The sequence below is a fragment of the Archangium minus genome, from assembly GCF_044360475.1.
Classification (GTDB): domain Bacteria; phylum Myxococcota; class Myxococcia; order Myxococcales; family Myxococcaceae; genus Archangium; species Archangium minus.
Window position 1 is genome coordinate 10,132,438 of the sequence record NZ_CP043494.1, and the last position, 13,698, is coordinate 10,146,135.

The window sequence follows — 13,698 nt, forward strand, 5'->3', positions numbered from 1 at the left end:
CGGAGCGGAACGGAGTTGTCGTGCCAAGACATGCGCTTGTCGCTCCCCGCCACTGCGGACTCCCCAGCGCCAGGCGCAAGGTGAGCGACGTGGAGGTGGCCCGCGACCGGTGCCGCTCCGCGCATCCGGAGGCTCCCATGTCGACTGACACCGTTCCCCTGAGCCGTGCCCTGTGGCTCTTCCCTTTCGCCCTCACGTTCCACAACCTGGAGGAGGCGCTCTGGCTACCGGGGTGGTCGCAGCAGGCGGGGGCACTCCACCCGCCGGTGGGCACGGGGGAGTTCCACTTCGCCGTGGGGGTGGTGACGGCCGCGGGGTGGTGGCTGACGTGGATGGCGTCGAGGCGCGGGGGTCGTTGGCTCGCGCTCGCCGCCGGGAGCTGGGTTCTCATGCTGCTCAACGTGCTGCTGCCCCACGTCCTGGCCACTGTGTTGATGCACCGCTACGCCCCGGGCGTGGTCACCGCCTTGATGCTCAACCTCCCGGTCAACGCGCTGCTGCTGCGCCGGGCGTTGGCAGAAGGAGTGCTCACCCGCCGCGCCATCGCCTGGGGCGCGGCGGTGGTGGTGCCCACGGTGGCGGCCTCGCTCCCCGTGCTCTTCTGGGTGGGACGTCAAATTCAGTAACCCGCCTCCTTGTCCACGACGTTCAGCAGCGGCTCGCCCTTCTCGAACCGGTCGAGGTTACGCAGGAACAACGCCACGGCATCATCCCTCCAGGTGGGCGTCTGGTCGGCGCAATGAGGTGAAAGCAGGACGTTTTCGAGCCGCCAGAAGGCATGCCCTGGCGGCAGCGGCTCAGTCTCGAAGACATCCAGCGCGGCCCCTCGCAGGCGTCCTTCCTCCAGGGCTTTCACCAGCGCCTGTTCGTCAACGGTGCTGCCGCGACCGATGTTGATCAACACGGACTGTGGCTTCATCGCTCGCAGCTCCGCTTCACCCATCAGCCGCTGTGTTCCGGGCGTGTGGGGCATGGCCAGGAGCAGGTAGTCCGAGGCAGCGATCATCTCCAGCCTCCGCTCGAGGGGAAACACCTCGTCCACCAGGGAATCGCCCTCGCTCCGCGACGGCCGGCGCCGACAGGCCAGGACGCGCATACCGAAGGGCCTGGCGCGTTCCGCGACCGCGCGGCCAATGTCTCCGTACCCGAGGATGCCCAGGGTCCGACCACGCAGCTCCACGGGGGTGTACTGTTCCCAGCGCGCCTCGCCCTGCTGGCGCACCAGACGGCGCAAATCCTTCGCGAAGAACAACATCGCGGCCAGGGCGAACTCACCGAGCGAACCGCTGTAGACCCCCTTGGAGTTGGTGAGGGGCAGGGGGCTGTGGATGAGCTCCTCGAAGAGGAGGTTCTCCACTCCCGCGGAGAGGGCGTGAATCCATCGAAGGGCTCTGGCCCGTGGCAGCAGCGTGCGCAGCAACTCCTTCTTCTGCGCGCCAACCAAGAGCACCTGGGCTTGTTCGATGGCCGGGACCAGGCGCTCTTCAGAAAGGCCCACGGTGAGGGTGATTCTCGGGGCCAGCCGCTCGAGGTGCTTCAGGTAGGACGACGAGGGATCCGCTAGGACCAGCAGGTGGTCAATGTTCATGGGTCAGACGCGTCGTGCTCCAGTGCGGCCGTTCAGGACGCCCATCGACAAGGTCACCGTACCGAGAAGCTCCTCGCGAGGGGCGCCATCCCTGGCCCGTAGCGACAAGCCCTGCATGACGGTGCAATAGAAGGCGGCCAGGGCTTGCGTGTTGACGTGGGCGGGCAGGTCTCCCTCCCGCACGCCTCGCTCGATTCGCTGATGGATCAGCCTGAAGGTGGTGTGCCTCATCTCCGTGAGGTGGCCGCCAAGCGGGGCGTTGTCCGGAGCACAGTTGACGAGCCCCAAGACCACCAGACAGCCCTTCGCGTGGGGAGCCGCCAGCGCGCTCTCCACGCTCGCCCTCAGCATGGCCTCGATGGCTTCCTGGACTGTCTCCGCCTCTTCCAGGGCTCGCATGCTGCCGGCACCCGCCGTGCCCAGATAGAGCTCGAGCGCTTCGCGAAAAGCAGCCTCCTTCGAGCCGAAGGCCGCGTAGAAACTCGGCGGATTGATGCCCATGGCCGAGGTGAGATCGGCGACCTGTGCGCCTTCGTACCCCTTGGCCCAGAACACCTCCAACGCGCGCTGGAGTGCGAGCTCGCGATCGAAACTGCGCGGTCTTCCTCGGTTCGACATGTCGGCCCTATTTCTGTAGCCAGGGCTATAGAACTTCTTGACGCTCTCCATCAAGCTCCCTATTTCTGTAGTCGTTCATACAAAACGGAGGCGGTATGGCAGAGCAGCCCGACAGCGACAGCCGGTTGAGGACGGTCCAGGACTATTTCAGGAAGGTGAATCTCAGAGACCCTGGACTCATGGAGCTCTTCACCGACGACGTGCAGTTGTTCTTCCCCAAGTTTGGCGTGAGCCGAGGCAAGGCCGAGCTCGCGCGGTTCTCGCAACGGCTCACGAACTACCTGGAGAGCATCGAGCACGACATCGAGGGCTTCCGTTATGTGGTCTCGGGCGACAGCATCGTGGTCGAGGGGACGGAGCGCGGCGTGACGCGCGCCGGTGTGCACTGGCCGGACAATGAGATATCCCAGGGCCGTTTCTGCAACGTCTTTGAATTCGATGGGCCGCTGATCCGGCGCGTTCATATCTATGTCGATCCGGACTTCACCAGCGAGGACCTGGAGCGCATCCGGCTCCTACGGGGCGAAGCCGCGGGGCACGCGGATACCCGCGCCATCGCCAGCGCTTATTTCGAACGCCTGCGAGCGGGAGCGCAGCCGGACGCCATCGCGTCGCTGTTCAGCGAGGACATCGACTGGGATATTCCAGGCGACACCCAGCGGGTTCCCTGGATAGGGAAAAGAAAGGGGCGTGCTGGCGTTGCGGCCTTCCTCCGCGAGCTTCGGGAGCAGGTCGAACCACTCCGCTTCGAGGTCCGCTCGCTCGTCGTCGAAGGCAATGAGGCCGTGGCGCTGGGCCATCTGGAATCACGGGTCAAGAGCACGGGCAAAATCATCGACAGTGAATTCGCCCTCCACCTGACGATACGGAACGGCCTCATCGTTCGCTACCGGCTCTTCGAGGACAGCTTCGCGGTGGCAAGGGCGACGAGCCCCTGACCCAGGCAGGGGCGGCCGGCGTCCATCCGTTCAGCCGTCGTTCCGCGCGAAGGCCAGCAGGTCCGAGTTCAGACGGTTCATGTGAGTCACGAAGAGGCCGTGCGGCGCACCTTCGTACACCTTGAGCCTGCTGCCTGGGATGAGCTGCGCGGTCTTCCGTCCGGTGAGCTCGAGGGGGGCGGACACGTCCTTGTCGCCGTGGATGACCAGGGTCGGGAGCCTGATGCGAGGCAGCTCGGCCCGGAAGTCCGTGGTGGTCCCGGAGCGATTGCACTCAATGACAGCCTTCATCGAGCACTGCCGCATCAGGCTCATGATCCACTCCATCATCTCAAGCGACGTCTCCGCGGTGAAGAACGGACGGGCGTTGTCGGCCAGCCACTTCGGAAAGTCCCGAAGCATCAACTGGTTACGGGCGTACTCGAAGACGCTCGCGTCGATTCCCTCCGGATTGTCCGCGGTCTTCAGCGGAAACGGCGTGGCCGCCGGAGCGACGAAGGCGAGGCGAGCGATCCGCCCGGCACCGTGGCGCGACAGGTAACGGACCATTTCGCCGCTGGACATGGAGTGGCCCACGAGCGTGACCTCGCGCAGGTCGAGCGCCTCGAGAACAGCGGCCAGGTCATCCGCCAGCGTGTCGTAGTCATAACCACGCCCCGGGTCACCGGAGCGGCCATGTCCGCGCCGGTCGTAGGCGATGCAGCGCAGGCCCTGCTCGGACAGGGGGACCATCTGGTAGTTCCACATGTCCGAGCAGAGCGCCCAGCCCGAGAGGAAGACGACGGGCCTGCCCGTGCCCCAATCCTTGTAGAACAGGTCAACGCCGTCGCGAGTCCGAATGTTCTGTCTTTCCATGACGTCACCTCGGTCGAAGTCGGGAAACATGTCAGGCCAGCGCCGCGCGAGAGTGCCTCAGTCCGGCGTACTGCAACCCGGCGAAGAGGGCGACTGCCAGCGCCTGCACCACGGTGAAGAGATAGCCCCAGAGCGTCGGTGAGACCCACCCGGTCGTCAGGAGCAGGAGGCTGTCGATGGCCCACAGCAGGTTGTAGCCCACGATTCCCCAGACGAGCGGACGCGGGACACGGGGCCGCACGGCGAGGTACACCAGCAGGGCGGCGAAGGGGAGCAGGCTGAAGCCCGCCGTCCGCAGCAAGGTGGTCTGCAGCCCCAGCAACTGGCTCAGGGGGCCGGCGGCGACGAACATCAGGGCGCCCGTGGCTCCACTGACGACTCCGTCGGCGAGCAGTGCACGGCCCAGCAGGGTATTCGAAGCGGTCATTGCGCTCATGTGTGTGTCCTCCATTGGGATGGGTTCGCGTCGAGACACAAAGTGCGCCGCGCCAGTTCCGGTGTCGATTACGTCGGAGGTAATTGGTGGCACTACGTCCAGGCCCTATCTTCGGGACATGACGCTCCCAAGCCGCCCCGTTGGAGAAATGCTGCGCGTCTGGCGCCAGCGACGCTCTCTCAGCCAGCTCGACCTGGCCTGCCGTGCGGACGTCTCCGCCCGGCATGTCAGCTTCCTCGAGACCGGCCGTTCCAAGCCGAGCCGGGAGATGCTGCTCCACCTCTCCGAGGAGCTCGACATCCCCCTGCGTGAGCGCAACGCGCTGCTGATCGCCGCGGGGTTCGCCCCCGTCTATTCCGAGGAGAGCCTCGATGCACCTGCTCTCCGGGCCGCACGGGAAGCGGTCGAGCTCGTCCTCTCCGGTCACGAGCCCTACCCCGCCTTGGCCGTGGATCGGCACTGGACCTTGATCACCGCCAACCGCGCCGTCGGCGTGCTCCTCGCCGACGTCCCACCCGAGCTGCTCCAGCCTCCTGTCAACGTCCTTCGGCTCAGCCTGCACCCCGACGGTCTCGGCCGGAACATCGTCAATCTGGAGCAGTGGCGGGCCCACGTGCTCACGCGGCTCCAGCGACAGATCGACGCCTCCGCCGATGAGACCCTCGCCGCGCTCCACAAGGAGCTCCGCGAAGGTGCCACTCAGAGCGGAGCCTCTCAGCCCACGGGCCCCGCACGAGAACAAGACTTCGCGGGAGTGGTCGTCCCGATGCGGTTGAAGACCCGGTACGGCGTGCTGTCGCTCTTCAGCACCACGACCGTCTTCGGCACCCCCATCGACATCACCCTCTCCGAACTGGCGATCGAATCCTTCTTCCCCGCGGATCGGCCCACCGCCGAACTGCTGCGGCGGCTCGCCGAGAACGGTGCACGCGCGGACGCGTGACGGCGCCACCAACGGTCGCCCGCCCCTCCCCCGCGACCCTCCTACTGGTCTAGCGTGCGGGGCCATGTCTGAGTCAACGCCCGCCTCCGCACCTCGGTGGTGGGTCCTTGCCCTGTGTGCGGTGGCGGGTCTCGCCTGGGGGACGTACCTCATTGGCCCCTCCACGATCGATCCCACCTCCGTCTCGTGGATGATGCGCGACGATTGGGCCCCGCCGCTGTTCGGCTGGCTCTATAGCCGAAGCGCCCCATGGGGCCTCCCACTCGGACAGGCACCGGGCTACCTCCACCCCATCGGCACCTCGCTGGCCTATACCGATGCCACGCCCTGGCTGAGCACCTTCTTCAAGCTGCTCTCCCCCTGGCTGCCCACCGTCTTCCAGGTGCATGGACCGTGGCTCGCCCTCTGCTTCGCCCTTCAGGGCTTCTTCGGCGCTCGCATCGCCGCCTGCTTCACCCCGCGCCCCCTGCTGCAACTCCTCTCGGGCACGCTCTTCGTCCTCTCCCCAGCCCTCAACTCGCGCCTGAGCCATGTCTCGCTGTGTGCCCACTGGCTGGTGCTCGTCTTCCTCTGGCTGTACCTGCGGCCGTGCCCCGACGCGCGCACCGCCACGCGGACCCTGACGCTCGCCACGTTCTTCATCGCCCTGTCCGCGGGCGTCCACGTCTACCTCGCGGTCATGAACCTGCTCCTGGCCCTGTCCCTCACCGTGCGCCTGTGGCTCCTGGATGAGCACCTCTCCGCGCGGCGAGCAGTCGCCTGGGCCATCGGGATGCCCGTGGTGGCACTCGGCATCATGGCGCTCTTCGGCTTCTTCTCCGGCGTCACCACGGAGGCCTTCGGCTACAACTACTTCTCCTCCAACCTCCTCACCTTCATCGACCCGGCCGGCCTGTCCCGCTTCCTCCCAGCCTTCCCTATCGGACGTCGACAATACGAAGGCATTGCCTACCTCGGGCTGGGCGTGCTCGGACTGGGAGCCATCGCCGGGGGCGCCCTCCTTGTGCGGAGGAAGGAGGGGCCACTGCTCCCACGACGCCTGTGGCCCCTGGTGGCCGCGTGCCTGTTATTGGCCCTGTTCGCCTTCTCGGCACGAATCCAGCTCGCCCAAGTCACCGTGTTCTCCTACGAGCGCTTGTACGAGGTGACGTTCGAGCCGCTCGGGAAGATCTTCCGCGCGCCGGGGCGCTTCATCTGGCCTCTGCACTACGCGCTCATGGCCGGTGCGGTGGCCGCGCTGCTGCGCCTGCTCCGCCATCACCCCCGCGCCGCGGCGGGTGCATTGGGATTGGCGCTCGCCCTCCAGGCGCTCGAGGTCCCCGACGACCTGCGTGGGGGCGCCCGCTTCGAACCCCAGTCACTCGAGATTCCAGGAGGCAGCGCCTTCTGGAGCCTTGCCACCGGCCACTACCGGCACGTCGTCCTCTACCCCACCGTCATGGTGGATGGCACCGGACATGGGTGCCCACCCGACCACACGTTCTCCACCGAGGAGAGCCTCCCCTTCGCATGGCAGGCCTGGCAGGCCGGCATGACCTTCAACGCCGGTTACGTGGCCCGGGTCAATGAGCAACGCACGCTGGCCTACTGTCAGGAGTTGGAGCGTGACATGCGCCAGGGGCGGCTCGACCCGGCCACCCTCTACGTCATCCATGGCTCCGTCGCCGCGCAATTCCAGGAGGACACCGCGGGCCGAGCCACTTGTGGCTCCCTGGACGGAGTGCTCGTCTGTGTCGCCGCGGGCAGGGGCAATGCACTCAGTGAGGCATTGAAATGAGTGCATCCACTCCGGGTTTCTATGCCCACCCGCTCGAAGCGTGTAGGCTGGTGGCGTCCGTTCCAACCTGGCCGGAGGTTGGACCCATCCCTGAAAGAGGGGGGTCCGATGTCCCACCAGAAGTACGAGTCGCTCCCGAAGAACCGTCTGCTGCGGCGCACGCTCTACCACCTGCTGCTCGCCGCGCCCGCGCTCCCACTGACGGCCTGTTACGATCCCGTCGAGGACTGCGTGTTCGGCCCCATCACCCTGGACGCCAAGAGCTCCCAAGGCCGTCTGCACCTACCGCACGTGTTCCAACGACGGCCGGCGGCCGGAGGGACTCCAGGAGCCCCGGCTGGGGGAGTCGGACTCCCTGCTCGGAGCCCTCCATGCCCATGTCGCCTGGCTGGAAGCGGCCTCCGTCCCGGCCTTCCTCCGGCTCGCAGCGCGCATGCCCGAGGTGGACATCCATCCCTTCCAGCCCCGCTCCCTGGAGGCCATGGTCACCGAGAACGCTGTCGAGGGCTGCGTGCGCGAGACCTTCGGTGCCCTGGTGACGGCCTGGCAGGCCCGCACCGCCGGTGACGCCAAGGTGCGCCGCGCGTTAGGCCCCATCTCACGGGACGAGCTGCGCCACGCCGAGCTGGCCTGGGCCATCGACGCCTGGGCCGCCGAGCACCTTCCCCCCTCGTCGAGAGAGCGCGTCCTCCAGGCCCGCCGCGAGGCACTGCGCACGCTGGAGCACGAGGTGGGCAGCCAGGTTCCTCCCGTGCAACTCGTGCGCGAGGCAGGTGTGCCCACGCGTGAACAGGCCCTGCACCTGCTCCACGGGCTGACCGTGCTGGTCGCGTAGGCGCCCTCCCTGCGTTCATCGCCTACCGCGAAGCGAGCTAGGAGCCTGTCGGCGAATCGGCCAGAGGTAGGGTGCGCGTAGCGGGAGCCATATGGCACCACAGGCGCGATGCCGTGGAGCCGTGGCCGCCTCGCGGCGACCTTCTCCGCTACGCCGCCTGCGCGGCCAGGCTGGGAAGCTCCCAGCCCAGCTTCCACAACTTCTTGAGGTTGTGGACGGCACACGCCAGCGAGAATTCCCCTTGCACCTTGGTGAGGCCCCGCAGCGAGAAGCGTGGCAGGACTGTGTTCTTCACCTGCCCAATCACCGGCTCGGCCGTCACCTTGCGCCGCGCGTACGCCTTGCGTCCCCGCTTCGTCAAAAGCTTGCGCTTCATTCGCTCCTTGAAGCTCAGTCCCGCCGGCGGGCGTCCTCGAGGAGGAGCTACGCGCCAGCCTCAGCGTGTCCACGAAGAGCGCCCGGAAGGCTTCCAGGTGCCGCACCCGGAAGGTGCACACCGTGTCGTGGTCGGGCCTCTCTCCTCCCGTCAGGTAACGGAAAGCGATGTCCGTCTCGCACCGCCGCTCAATCTCCCGGCTGCTCGTAATGCCCCGCGCGTACGCGTACATGAGCAGCAGCGTCATCATCACCGGGTGGTAGGGCGGCTGCCCGCGCTCCTGCGTGTACGCCTTCAGAATGGGGCTGAAGTCGAGCGCCTTGCGCACCTCAACGAAGAAGCACGCCAGATGTCCCTCTCCCAGCACCTCCCGCGCGTACTGCGGCAGCAACTGCCCCTGCTCCGGTGTCCACTCCCGGAATGGTCTCGGCGAGGCGTAGCGGGCGGAGCTCTTCGCTTGCTCCTCCCGCTCCGGCTTCTCGCTGGCGGCTACTTCCAACAGGGCGCCCTGCTCCGGTGAGGAGTTGAATGCATGATTGACTACTTTCCGCAGTTCGAGACTCCTCCTGAGTTTACTTCGAGCCCTCACTGGATTGAACGGTTGGAGCGGTGCTGGAACACAAAATACCGCGAGTTTTACGAAGAACCTTCAGGGAAGTCCCTCGTGCAACTGGTGGAGTCGTGCGACAGTATCGTGCGTGGATTGTGGGATAAGGGATGGGAGGAAGGCCACGGCAGGGTCGTGTGGATGTGTTTGACAATGGCCTATGCCTCCAGGCAGCTGGCATGCCAGTGCGATCCAGCGGACCAGCGGCCCGACCAGGCGATTTCCATCGTTAAGAGCTGGCTCCAGGAACGCAGAGATGGTGAGGTTGTTCAGCCTGACTTCTCGGATGTCGGGCTCAGTGGAATTCGCATTAGAGATTCTTGACTGCTGCTTCGAGGGATATGCGATTCTACCCGGACTCGGGAAGAGGGCTCTCTTCAACTGATGGCTCTTGCGCGTCGTACCCTCGGCATTTGAGTGTCGAGTCCCGAGCTTCATCTATACGTATAGATTGCACGGAAAGGAGGAAGTATGAATTTCGCTGTCGCCCATTCCCGTCCCCATCCTCTGGTGAGCCCTTGGGCCGCCGGTTCCGCACGGCGTACGGTATTCGCCCTCTCCGCCGCGATACTCGCCTGCGGCCCTGGCTGTATGGCCGCAGCCCCTCTCACTCCATCCGAAAGACCACCTCGGAGCATCGTGACGGTGCGTCCAGAGGACGAGGCTCCCATGGATATCGAAGCACTCAACCGGTTCGACTCCGACGGGGACGGGTGGGCGGATGGCAAGGACAATTGCCCCTCCACCCCCAATCCCGGGCAGGAGGACAGCGATGGTGATGACTTCGGTGATGCTTGCGAGCCCAAGCCCCTGACGCTCGACACCTCCGCAACCCTGACCACCTCTTCCACCACCGTCCGTGTCGGCCAACCCCTTACCCTCACCCTTACCGTTCGCAACAACGGGCCCGTCGTGGCTCCATTTATTGTCGCGGTCATGCGGCTACCGCCCCCCCTGACCTTCATCTCGCTCACCCCCTCGCAGGGAACTTGCACTGTTCACGAGCACAACTCCATCCGCTGCAAACTGGGCGATCTGCCCATCGCCGGTTCCGCCACCTTGACTGTCGTCTCAACACCCCGCTCGGAAGGAAGAGTGAAGCTCGATGCGCTCGCCGTGACTGACGCGCTCGACCACGACGCCAACAGCTACAATGACACGCCGACTCTCTCATTAACTGTCCTGCCCTGAGCCGCCATGCGAGCGGGCTCCTGGCTTGACCTCCAAACATTCTCATGGCCCGACAATTTCTCGCATCGCGCCTCGAACACTCACGAGCAACAAATACAGGAGCAGCAGAGTGGCCTCGCTCCACGAGGAATTTGATTCACTTCCACGGATTGTCTGGTATGAGAGGCCCGTCGACGCTTCGACCGTGGCACGCCTGATGGCTGTGTCACGAGAATGCGACGACAACCTCCTGTAGAGACAATCCCGAGCGGGGCCGGACGCGGGAAAAAGGTAGAGTTGTGAAATCGTTCAATCGCGTCACCGGGCCTCTTGACGCGTCCAGCCAAGGCCTATCCGCGCCGCGCGCCCAGCGCTGTGCACTGATGGTCGCCGCGCTGCTCGCCACCGCCTGTGGTTCCACGGAAGTCCCAGACAACACCACCGCCCCGGAGGAGAGTGCCTCCGAGCATGGCAGCCAGCGCGCCCCGGTCGTGGTCTCGCCCAAGGTAGGGGCCAGGTATTATGGCAAGCATTACGAAATCGAGGTGCTGGCCGCCACGGGTGAGCAGCCCATCACCGGGCTGAATACCGGGCCGTCCATCAATGACAACGGGCGCGTGGGTTTCTCCGCCTCGGTCTCCGGAGGACAAGCGCTCTTCTACTCGGACGGCTCGCCCCCGGAAGCTCCGGTGGTCAGCCTGGCCCCGGTCATGCCCATCAACGTGACCCCCAACTGGGTCTCCTCCAGCCGGAGCTTCGGCGACCACGTCCAACTCTCCAATGATGGATGGATCTTCGCGCAGGATCGCGCGTCGGGCGGCGCCTACTTCCAGCGCCGCTGGGACACGGCGAATCCCAACACGAACGTCGTGCTGGCCAAGAGCGGCGAGTCCGGGAGCAACTTCAACTCGCTCATCAGCCGCTCCAGCATGAACAACAACAAGGAGCTCGCCTTCGCGGCGTACGCCAACAACAGCGCGACGAACGTGCTGGGCACGGGCGCCTCGCCCACCTACACCACGGTCTCCACCCCCACCATGGCGCGCCCCATGATCTCCGATGACGGTCTCATCGTGAGCCGGGAGGGAAGCGCGACCCAGGCCACCATCCGCCTGCGAAACAAGAGCCTGCAAACGGTAACGGACATCGCCACCTCGCTCTTCTTCTCCGAGGTCGGAGAGTACCCGGGAATCAGTGACGACGGCAGCATCGTCGTCTTCCAGGGCGTGCTAAACAGTGCTGGCGCGTCCGCGCTGCACACGAATGAGGGACCCGGCGTCTTCGCGAGCATCCGGGGCAGCACCGGCAACTACCGGCTGATCCGCATCATCGGAGTCCCCGGCGAATTGGGCCTCAACCCGACCGGCGGCGAGCCGGATCCCGTCTCCTTCGCCAGCTACGGCACGGGGCGCGTCGCGGTCGTCCATAACGCCGTGGGCAGCACGGACATCGACTACCATAGCTTCGTGGTGGCGTTCTCCGCGAAGCCGGACAAGGCCAGCTTCTTCGGTGAATTCAATACCAACCTGGGGCTGTGGACCGTACGAGTCGACCTCAGGGGCCTGGAATTTGAAACCAAGAGGCTCACCGCGCGCATCGCGCGCCCCGTGCCCGCAGTGCAGGTGGGCGATACACTGGGTGATCGGGTCGTCACTGGCTTCGACTACTGGGACCCCATCGCGAGCGCGAAGGTGATTGATTCGCTCCCCCGAGCCGTGCACCGGGGGGACCACCGGCTGGCATTCAAGGTCAGCACCGCCAATGGCGATCTGCTGCTTCGTGCGACGCGTCTGGACAGCGACGACGACGGGCTGATGGACCACTGGGAGCGCCATGGCATCGACTTCAATCAAGATGGTGAGATCGACCTCGATCTCGCGGCGCTTGGTGCCGCCCCTGAACGAAAAGACATCTTCGTGGAGGTGGACTACGAGGTACGGCCGTCCGTGGTAGGTTTTGACGATGTGGCGAAGGTCTTCGCCAAGAAGGACATCGCGCTTCACACGCTCGTGGACGACACCGATCGGATCACCACAGGCACCCTCTCGTTTGGGAGGAAGCTGGACAATGGCATCGCCCTGCCCCCGCCCTATTTCGAGGACGTGAAGTTCGGGACGATCCCTTCCCTCTGTGGCTCGGGGCACTTCGGTTCCAAGAAGGACCGCGAGAGCCCGAAGTGCACCAGCATCCTGGGCGCTCGCCACCTCGCCTTCCGCTACTTCATCTTCGGTACTTCGTTCAACGATGCCCCCAAGTCGTCCGGCATCGCCGATTTCACCGGCAACGACGGCTTCGTGGCGCTCCATACTCGTTCGTCCCTGAGAAGCTACACGGGTGATGAATCCACCTCTTGCTATGGCAGCGAGGACCGTGTGCTTTGCGGTATTCGGGAGTACGAGAAGGGGACCTACATGCATGAACTGGGTCACATGCTGGGGCTCCTGCACGGCGGTGAAGATGCGCAGAACTGCAAGCCCAACTACCTGAGTGTCATGTCCTACTCCCTCCAGCTCCGGCATGCGTGGGGAGATACGAAGCGCCCGCTGAGCTTCTCCGACGCGGCCCTGCCCGTCCTCACGGGCGAATACCACGTCCTCTACGAGGGCGCGCTGGATGAGTCCATTGGCATCCAATACACGGGCCTCGATCGAATGGTGGTGCACGGCAACGACGCGGGTGACGTCAAGGTGGTGTCAGCAAAAGGCCCCATCGACTGGGACGGCAAGCCTGGGAGCTCCAAGCAGAACATCAACTACATCAAGCGTATTGAAGAGGCCTGCCCCCAGATCGCGCTCGGTACGACCGACCCGTACAGCGCGCTCGTGGGCTACAACGATTGGGAGCTGATGAGGTTCGAGTTCGAGAACACGAGGCCGGTCGAGACCAACGCCGGAACCACGTGGGGCCCGGAGGCGGAGAGCCCCATGGACATCGAAGCGCTCAACCAATACGACTCGGATGGCGATGGAACGATTGACGGCGAGGACAACTGTCCGAGTACCGTCAACTCCAACCAGGCCGACGCGGATGGCGATGGTTTCGGGGATGCCTGTGAGCCGCTCGTGCTCCAGTACGACAGCGCAGCGGAGCTCACCGCGAGCCCCTCGCCCGCTGTCGCCGGTCAGCCCATCACCTTCACGCTGAAGGTACACAACACAGGGTGGGCGGTTGTGCCTCACGTCATCGCCACCACCCAGTTGCCACCGTCCGTGTCCTTCACCTCGCTCACATCCTCTCAGGGGACGTGCACTCGCGGCGAGCTCGGAGGCATCCGCTGCAAGCTGGGCGACCTGCCCATCGGCGGCTCTGCCACCGTGACGATCACCGGCACGCCCAACACGGTCGGCACCCTGAAGCTCGACGCGTTCGCGCTCTCCGATCTCCTGGATCATGACGCCAACCGCGACAACGACAAGGCGCAGCTGACAGTGACGGTCGCCGCTCAGCCCTGAGCGCGCGCGGCCGCGGGCAGGAGACCCCTTGGGGGCTACACCGAGGGGAATTCTTTCCGCGGTCGAGTCGTGTTGAACAACAGCGGAAACCGGACCGCTCGTG

At 65.4% G+C, this 13,698-nt stretch carries 13 protein-coding genes and 1 pseudogene; 8 read left to right on the plus strand and 6 right to left on the minus strand.

The window, feature by feature from the left end:
- Positions 1–137: 137 nt before the first annotated feature.
- Complete coding sequence (locus tag F0U60_RS41395) at positions 138–626, plus strand: HXXEE domain-containing protein (protein ID WP_395808247.1); 489 nt, start codon at positions 138–140, stop codon at positions 624–626.
- Here the strand turns inward: F0U60_RS41395 and F0U60_RS41400 are convergent.
- Both F0U60_RS41400 and F0U60_RS41405 read right to left on the minus strand, forming a co-directional pair.
- Positions 620–1,588: a D-2-hydroxyacid dehydrogenase gene (locus tag F0U60_RS41400; protein ID WP_395808249.1), complete on the minus strand. Its 969-nt coding sequence runs from the start codon at positions 1,586–1,588 to the stop codon at positions 620–622. The two genes, F0U60_RS41395 and F0U60_RS41400, sit on opposite strands and share 7 nt — an antisense overlap.
- 3 nt (positions 1,589–1,591) lie before the next feature.
- Positions 1,592–2,206, minus strand: a complete 615-nt coding sequence (locus tag F0U60_RS41405; RefSeq protein WP_395808251.1) for a TetR/AcrR family transcriptional regulator — start codon at positions 2,204–2,206, stop codon at positions 1,592–1,594.
- Positions 2,207–2,301: 95 nt separating this feature from the next.
- On the opposite strand from F0U60_RS41405, the gene F0U60_RS41410 reads away from it, so the two are divergent.
- Positions 2,302–3,144: a nuclear transport factor 2 family protein gene (locus tag F0U60_RS41410; protein ID WP_395808253.1), complete on the plus strand. Its 843-nt coding sequence runs from the start codon at positions 2,302–2,304 to the stop codon at positions 3,142–3,144.
- Between the two features lie 30 nt (positions 3,145–3,174).
- On the opposite strand, the gene F0U60_RS41415 is transcribed toward F0U60_RS41410, so the two are convergent.
- On the minus strand, positions 3,175–3,999 hold the full coding sequence (locus F0U60_RS41415; protein WP_395808255.1) for an alpha/beta fold hydrolase: 825 nt from the start codon (positions 3,997–3,999) through the stop codon (positions 3,175–3,177).
- A gap of 31 nt (positions 4,000–4,030) precedes the next feature.
- The gene (locus F0U60_RS41420; RefSeq protein WP_395808257.1) at positions 4,031–4,435 is read right to left on the minus strand and encodes a hypothetical protein; all 405 of its coding nucleotides are present in this window, start codon (positions 4,433–4,435) and stop codon (positions 4,031–4,033) included.
- Positions 4,436–4,583: 148 nt separating this feature from the next.
- Between F0U60_RS41420 and F0U60_RS41425 the strand changes: the two genes are divergently transcribed.
- The 3 genes from F0U60_RS41425 to F0U60_RS41435 all read left to right on the plus strand — a co-directional run bounded on the left by F0U60_RS41425 (position 4,584) and on the right by F0U60_RS41435 (position 7,990).
- Positions 4,584–5,378, plus strand: coding sequence for a helix-turn-helix domain-containing protein (locus F0U60_RS41425; protein ID WP_395808259.1), 795 nt, complete (start codon positions 4,584–4,586; stop codon positions 5,376–5,378).
- 64 nt (positions 5,379–5,442) lie between these two features.
- Positions 5,443–7,155, plus strand: a complete 1,713-nt coding sequence (locus F0U60_RS41430) for a DUF6311 domain-containing protein (RefSeq protein WP_395808261.1) — start codon at positions 5,443–5,445, stop codon at positions 7,153–7,155.
- A 433-nt stretch (positions 7,156–7,588) separates the two neighbouring features.
- Positions 7,589–7,990 (plus strand): hypothetical protein, encoded by a 402-nt coding sequence (locus F0U60_RS41435; protein ID WP_395808263.1) that lies wholly within the window; start codon positions 7,589–7,591, stop codon positions 7,988–7,990.
- Positions 7,991–8,138: 148 nt separating this feature from the next.
- Here F0U60_RS41435 and F0U60_RS41440 read toward each other — a convergent pair whose 3' ends face one another.
- A complete protein-coding gene (locus F0U60_RS41440; protein ID WP_395808264.1) occupies positions 8,139–8,366 on the minus strand; it encodes a transposase in 228 nt (75 codons plus the stop codon).
- Between the two features lie 82 nt (positions 8,367–8,448).
- Positions 8,449–8,955: pseudogene (locus F0U60_RS41445) on the minus strand (transposase); the annotation flags it as partial.
- On the opposite strand from F0U60_RS41445, the gene F0U60_RS41450 reads away from it, so the two are divergent.
- The 3 genes from F0U60_RS41450 to F0U60_RS41460 all read left to right on the plus strand — a co-directional run bounded on the left by F0U60_RS41450 (position 8,899) and on the right by F0U60_RS41460 (position 13,595).
- Positions 8,899–9,297 (plus strand): hypothetical protein, encoded by a 399-nt coding sequence (locus tag F0U60_RS41450; RefSeq protein ID WP_395808266.1) that lies wholly within the window; start codon positions 8,899–8,901, stop codon positions 9,295–9,297. The pseudogene F0U60_RS41445 and the gene F0U60_RS41450 overlap by 57 nt on opposite strands.
- 345 nt (positions 9,298–9,642) lie before the next feature.
- Positions 9,643–10,164, plus strand: coding sequence for a DUF11 domain-containing protein (locus F0U60_RS41455; protein ID WP_395808268.1), 522 nt, complete (start codon positions 9,643–9,645; stop codon positions 10,162–10,164).
- A 278-nt stretch (positions 10,165–10,442) separates the two neighbouring features.
- On the plus strand, positions 10,443–13,595 hold the full coding sequence (locus F0U60_RS41460; RefSeq protein ID WP_395808270.1) for a hypothetical protein: 3,153 nt from the start codon (positions 10,443–10,445) through the stop codon (positions 13,593–13,595).
- Positions 13,596–13,698: the final 103 nt, after the last annotated feature.

Excerpts from the sequence above, each read along its gene's own strand:
- F0U60_RS41440 (WP_395808264.1), bottom strand. The coding sequence starts at position 8,366 with ATGAAGCGCAAGCTTTTGACGAAGCGGGGACGCAAGGCGTACGCGCGG.
- F0U60_RS41425 (WP_395808259.1), top strand. The coding sequence starts at position 4,584 with ATGCTGCGCGTCTGGCGCCAGCGACGCTCTCTCAGCCAGCTCGACCTG.
- F0U60_RS41435 (WP_395808263.1), top strand. The coding sequence starts at position 7,589 with ATGCCCGAGGTGGACATCCATCCCTTCCAGCCCCGCTCCCTGGAGGCC.
- F0U60_RS41450 (WP_395808266.1), top strand. The coding sequence starts at position 8,899 with ATGATTGACTACTTTCCGCAGTTCGAGACTCCTCCTGAGTTTACTTCG.
- F0U60_RS41400 (WP_395808249.1), bottom strand. The coding sequence starts at position 1,588 with ATGAACATTGACCACCTGCTGGTCCTAGCGGATCCCTCGTCGTCCTAC.
- F0U60_RS41415 (WP_395808255.1), bottom strand. The coding sequence starts at position 3,999 with ATGGAAAGACAGAACATTCGGACTCGCGACGGCGTTGACCTGTTCTAC.
- F0U60_RS41410 (WP_395808253.1), top strand. The coding sequence starts at position 2,302 with ATGGCAGAGCAGCCCGACAGCGACAGCCGGTTGAGGACGGTCCAGGAC.
- F0U60_RS41405 (WP_395808251.1), bottom strand. The coding sequence starts at position 2,206 with ATGTCGAACCGAGGAAGACCGCGCAGTTTCGATCGCGAGCTCGCACTC.
- F0U60_RS41395 (WP_395808247.1), top strand. The coding sequence starts at position 138 with ATGTCGACTGACACCGTTCCCCTGAGCCGTGCCCTGTGGCTCTTCCCT.
- F0U60_RS41455 (WP_395808268.1), top strand. The coding sequence starts at position 9,643 with ATGGATATCGAAGCACTCAACCGGTTCGACTCCGACGGGGACGGGTGG.
- F0U60_RS41430 (WP_395808261.1), top strand. The coding sequence starts at position 5,443 with ATGTCTGAGTCAACGCCCGCCTCCGCACCTCGGTGGTGGGTCCTTGCC.
- F0U60_RS41420 (WP_395808257.1), bottom strand. The coding sequence starts at position 4,435 with ATGAGCGCAATGACCGCTTCGAATACCCTGCTGGGCCGTGCACTGCTC.